This is a genomic window from Rhizobium sp. BK176 (assembly GCF_024808055.1).
Genome location: NZ_JANUBV010000067.1, coordinates 1 through 2,163 on the forward strand (window position 1 = coordinate 1; position 2,163 = coordinate 2,163).

The window sequence follows — 2,163 nt, forward strand, 5'->3', positions numbered from 1 at the left end:
GGTGGTTCCTTCCAATCAGGTTGGTGTGAGCAACCCGACTTTACCGGAGAACTTCGATGACCGCCGCTTCGCCGCTCGCTCGCTACGGCGCGATTTAGAACGCGCTCACGAGCGGCTTCGCTACCGCCGACCTACACCATTCGGCGGGACACGACCTTACGACGCCCCCCACCATCACGTCTGGATCTACTTCCATCCAGATACAGTAGAGCGCGCCCAGCTGATCCTAGAGAACCCTCAAGCGTTCTTCTCCCGATATAAATTTCCATTCGTCAAAGAGCAGGACACAAAACGGATCACGACAATCGAAGATTTGGATGAGTGGTCAAATTACTCTGGAAAATTTTTCACGATGCACGGTAACAACCTGAAAGCAGACTTTCTGACCCCCATTCGAAAGGGAAATACGCAAGCCGGCATCGAAGGGGCACAACATGCCTGAGCTAATTTCCGTGAACGTGAACCTATTACCGCTCGGCACCATAAAAAATGTTCGGGATCCCCTGATCGAGAAACATGTTGACGAAGAATTTTATGTCAGCATCACGGTCATATTATTTTCGGAAGACGAATTATCAATAACCGAACGACAGGCCGCGGAGTTTTTCCGATGCCTCTTCAACTCCACGGTTGGAACACCGTTGGAGCCCAAAATAATTCTCTGGAAAGATCAGCAGCGCCTCGGCGAACTTAAGAAAAATTCTGCCGAGCTTTGGTCAACCCGGCTACCCTGGTCATTCAGTGGAGAAAATTTCGAAATCGTCAAAAAGTTCTTTGAGCATTATCAGATGATTTCGCTTCCCGGCGGCGGATTTCTTGGCTTCGAAATGCACACGGCAATGGCAGCAAGGACTGATCGTGGTTTTTTTGAGGGCGTCAGACTTGTGTAGCCGCAGGGTAGATAAAATATTACTCAGATCGATCGGCCGAAATAAATATATATATTACGGATGAATCAAGTATTAACTTAGGTATAAATTTCTATAATATCTATGTTATATTTAACTAATTTAATTTAATACGTTATGTTGTTCTTTGTTGTCGATATTAGATAAATGATATACTAGACTCGACTCCAAAATGGAAAAATGATACTCCTGCGCGGTCGTCAACAGCATAGGAGTATCAATGGAAAGATCTGATTTTCCTGAGTGGACAGTGAAGCCAAGCGCCTTCCTCGAGGGCTTCTCTCCGGGTTTTACGGACGAGTGGATTAAGCTCTCAGGTAGACGAAAACAGGTCACCGCCATGGCTATGGCGCTTTCGTTCAACGGGGATGCGGTATTCACTCCCCTGCTCCACTTCAAAAATGACGCGAGGGAGTTTGCTAACGCAATTCGGTTCGAAAAAGGAAAAAGCCTCCTCGCTCTAATGGGAGTTAACCCAGTTGTTTACGAGCTGCTTAGCAAGCCACCGCATTCTATCCGCGGTCGAGAATTCTACCTCGCTCTAAGGGATTTTCTAGCTGGACCCGCAACCGAAGAACATCTGGCAGCGCTACGAAAGGCTCCGGCGCTGACAGTTGAATCGTTGGATGCCGTATCGACTATTGATCCTACCGTTTTGGATCTGCCAACCCTCTCCTTTGTCAAGGATGGTCGCGCCGCCGCGGCTTTTAATGCGCACCTTGATCTGTTGCGTGGGTTTGGGATCGCCGAGAAGGTCATGAGGCAGCACGTGCTTCAACTGGCGAAACAATACAAGTCCGCTGTAGATCGCCTCTTTAAATCTAACGAGCCATTTTTCAACGCTCCAATGGATTTCACGTCGATAGCCCTTAGAAACGCAGAGCTGCCCCCTCCCCCTGCTCCAGACAGCTCAACTATCCGTTTTCTGAAAACTCCAAGTGAAATGATTGATGCCGGCAATCGATTCCAGAACTGTGTCGGGTCACTTGTTTTCCAGGTTCTTGTTCGCGAACGCTACTATTGCATCTGGAACGGGGAGCCTAACGTTATGATTGAGCTCTACAACGACACGCCGGCGGGCTTTAAGATTGGCCATATGAGATTGGCTTCTAACAAGGAGGTTCCGCCTGAGTTGCAGTACGAAGTTGTCGCGAGTCTTCGGTAAGCGCGAATTTCTGCGCACCTTCTGAAGCGAAGTGCTCTCAGGCATGAAGTGTCCACCAAAATAGGTGGACACCAAATCATGGAAGAAGAT

Annotated in this window: 2 protein-coding genes and 1 pseudogene; all 3 read left to right on the plus strand. The window is 48.5% G+C overall.

The features are described 5' to 3' along the window. Positions 1-442: pseudogene (locus tag FHT76_RS41180) on the plus strand (hypothetical protein); the annotation flags it as partial. After that, the gene (locus tag FHT76_RS41185) at positions 435-890 is read left to right on the plus strand and encodes a hypothetical protein (RefSeq protein ID WP_259186891.1); all 456 of its coding nucleotides are present in this window, start codon (positions 435-437) and stop codon (positions 888-890) included. The pseudogene FHT76_RS41180 and the gene FHT76_RS41185, both read left to right, overlap by 8 nt. A 238-nt stretch (positions 891-1,128) precedes the next feature. Next, on the plus strand, positions 1,129-2,073 hold the full coding sequence (locus tag FHT76_RS41190) for a hypothetical protein (protein WP_259186892.1): 945 nt from the start codon (positions 1,129-1,131) through the stop codon (positions 2,071-2,073). Positions 2,074-2,163 lie beyond the last annotated feature (90 nt).